Origin of the sequence: Actinomyces sp. MRS3W (genome assembly GCF_032465695.1) — a bacterium.
Lineage (GTDB): Bacteria > Actinomycetota > Actinomycetes > Actinomycetales > Actinomycetaceae > Actinomyces.
In genome coordinates, this window is sequence record NZ_JAWDJJ010000219.1 from 1 (window position 1) to 2,935 (window position 2,935).

The window sequence follows — 2,935 nt, forward strand, 5'->3', positions numbered from 1 at the left end:
GCATCAGCGGAGTCGGCGTCGGCCACGCCCACACGGGCGGCGTAGGCACGGGCGTCCTCCTCACTGCGGGCACCGGGGCGGTAGGCGTCGTTCCCGGCGGGCAACCCGCCGCCCCCGGGCGCGCCTTCGGGCCGGGCGGCGCCGGTGGGACCGGAGGCCGAGCCGGGGGGAAAGTCGTGGGGCTGGCTCATCTAGATCCTCCTGCCCGGACGTCGACGGCGGGGCGGGTCAGCTCGCGTACCGCCCGGTCGGCGCGGATGAGGGCCGCGGCTTCCCAGATGAGTAGGGCGCAGGCGAGCAGGCCCAGCGGCCAGACGACGTAGCGGGCGTAGTGCCGGTGCGCGCGCCCGTCAGACAGCACCTCATCGACGTCCTGCTCGGTGAAGGCGGTGGTGGGGTCGTCATCGGTGCCGGTGCGCTGCACGTAGGACACCCCCAGGGCGTCGGCGACGGCCTGCAGCTCGGCGGTGTCGGGAACGGAGACGGCCGGCTGGCCGGTATCCGGGTCGGTGATGTAGTCGGCATCGGCGCTGGAGCCGTCGAACTCGCGCATGGTCCCGCCCGCCTCGGTGCCGTAGCCGAGGACGGCGCCGCCGTCGACCAGTTCCCCCGCCTGCTCCCAGGTGACCCCGGCGGCAGCGGCGTCGGCGGCGCCCTGCCCGTCATCGGTGGCCTCGCCGTCGGAGAGCAGGTACACGAGCCGGGCGTCCTCGGGGGCGGCGTCGGCGGCGCTGGTCAGGGTCTGCGTCAGCAGCGGCAGGGCACGCTCCAGGGAGGAGCCCTGGGACCGGTTGGTGACCTCCTGTTGGAGGGTGCCGATCCAGGCGGTGACGGCGTCGAGGTCCCGGGTCAGCGGCAACTCGCGGGCGGCCGAGGAGTCGAGCGCGATGATGCAGAAGCGGGCGTCGGGGTAGGCGTCGCGGATCGCCTCCAGGTCGGCGCGCACCCCATCCAGGCGGGTGCCGCCGCCAGCATCGGGGCCTCCCGCCCAGTCTTCGGCGGCCATGGACCCGGTACGGTCCACCACCAGGTAAATCTCGACGTTGGAGACGGCCACCGCCTCGGTGACGGGCAGGCTGGGGCCGGCCAGGATGAGCACCGTGACCACGCCGAGGGCCACACGCCGGCCCCATGTGGTGCGGGCGCCCGGGTCCGCGCCGCGCCGCAGCAGCCAGCGCGCCGAAACGGCCAATAGGAGGGCCACGACGAGGGCGACGGCCACCGTCACCGGCCACCCGAACAGCGGTTGCAGGCTCATGCGCGCCTCCAGGCGGTGACGGCGAGCAGCGCCAGGACGACGACGGCCAGCCAGGCGGCGGCCCGCTCGGGAATGTCGGTGGTACGCACCTGCGTGTTTCCGGCGAGCTCGTCCAGCTGGTCGGCTTCGAGTTCCTGCACGATCTGCCCGGCGGTGTCGGCGTCGTCAACCTCGTAGAAGCGGCCGTCGTGCGAGGTGGTGATCTCGCGCAGGTCCTCGCGGGCCTCGTCCACATCCTTACCGGACACGTCCGGATCGGCCAGCTCCGGGTCGGCGCCGAACAGGGAGAACAGGCGGATGGACTCCTCCTGGGCAAGGTCGGCGGCCTCGGACACGGAATAGATCTGCTCGTCGAAGGGGTCCAGGATCTGGTTGTCCGTGGCCAGGATGATGGAACGGGAGCGGTCCTCAACCTGATGATCGAAGGCAAGGGTGCAGGAGGCCAGCCCATCCCCGGCCAGGGAGGAGCCGTCGACATCGTCGGACAGGGTGCCGGGGAAGGTGGCGTAGTAGCGTTCCAGGGCGGGGTTGCCGCGCACGGGCAGGAAGTCCAGGACGTCGGCGATCTCGTTGAACTGTTCGCGCAGCAGCTCGTAGTCGTCGGTGAGCGGCACGATCGTCTGCGCGGTGGAGTTCCAGGCGACCAGCGCGACCCGCTCCCCCTCGAAGGTGTCGAGCAGTTCGGTGAAGGTGTCGAGGATCTTGGAGTCGGTGGTCACCATGGAGGTGGAGATGTCCAGGCACAGGACGATGTCACGGCTGGCCAGCGACTCGTTGCGTACGCTCCGCTCCACCGGACGGCCGGCGAGCATGGCGGCGGCGGCCAGGGCGACGACGAGGGCGGCCCCCAGGCCGGCGTGGAGGACCCGCCGTCGGCGCAGCCGGTCACGCAGAACCGGGCTGGACAGCAGGGCGGCGGAGTTGGCCACGCGCCGCGGCGGCACGCTCCGACCTCGCCCGCCGCGCAGCCGGTCGGCCAGCGTCGCACCCGCCCCGGTGGCGGCCGCGACCAGCACCAGGAGGGCGACCAGGGCGATGACCCAGGGCAGCCAAGGCATCACCATCGGGTGACCACCTCCCGGGCCTGATTGATGGCGGATTCGGCGGCCGCATCCGGGTCGCGGTCGAAGGAGGGCTGCTCCCACACGGCCAGGAGTTCGCCGACGTGCCCGAGCGGGTTGACGTCCAGGGGACGGCGGCTGGAGCGCACCCGGCGCAGCCGCTCCATAATGGAACGGGGGCCGGTGGTGTCGGCCATGTCGAGGATCTCCAGGACGGTGGCGGAGACGAGGTCCTCACCGCTGCGGGCGGTGGCGAAGCCGCGCAGGGCGCTGGCCAGTTCCAGGTGCAGTCCCCGCAGGTCGAGTTCGTGACGCCGGTAGCGGGCGGCGGCATCATCCACCCGGGAAATCCACTGGCCGCGTTCGGTGGCGGCCATGGGAATGTCACCGACACTGCGGGCGGTGTCGCGGCGGGTGACGAGGAAGGCACGCAGAATGATGGCGGCAGCCACGATGAGACCGACGACGCCGACGACGGCCATCCAGACGGGCATGAGCACGGGGGGATTGACGTTCATGCTCATCGCCTCCTGCGTCCGGAGGCCAGGCGCTGGCGGGCCAGCAGGGCGGCGATGGAATCCACCATGGACGCGTCGGAATGAATGACCGCGTGCTC

Annotated in this window: 4 protein-coding genes; all 4 read right to left on the reverse strand. The window is 72.1% G+C overall.

Features of this window, described 5'->3' with window-relative positions; all coding sequences use genetic code 11:
* The coding region (locus RWX45_RS08355) for a hypothetical protein (RefSeq protein ID WP_316023271.1) at positions 1-191 on the reverse strand (191 nt) is incomplete at its 3' end.
* Complete coding sequence (locus RWX45_RS08360; RefSeq protein WP_316023272.1) at positions 188-1,258, reverse strand: VWA domain-containing protein; 1,071 nt, start codon at positions 1,256-1,258, stop codon at positions 188-190. The genes RWX45_RS08360 and RWX45_RS08355, both read right to left, overlap by 4 nt.
* Positions 1,255-2,322 (reverse strand): VWA domain-containing protein, encoded by a 1,068-nt coding sequence (locus tag RWX45_RS08365; RefSeq protein ID WP_316023273.1) that lies wholly within the window; start codon positions 2,320-2,322, stop codon positions 1,255-1,257. Before RWX45_RS08365 ends, RWX45_RS08360 begins: the two co-directional genes overlap by 4 nt.
* On the reverse strand, positions 2,316-2,837 hold the full coding sequence (locus RWX45_RS08370; RefSeq protein ID WP_316023274.1) for an alpha-amylase: 522 nt from the start codon (positions 2,835-2,837) through the stop codon (positions 2,316-2,318). The genes RWX45_RS08365 and RWX45_RS08370 overlap by 7 nt, the downstream gene beginning before the upstream one ends.
* Positions 2,838-2,935 lie beyond the last annotated feature (98 nt).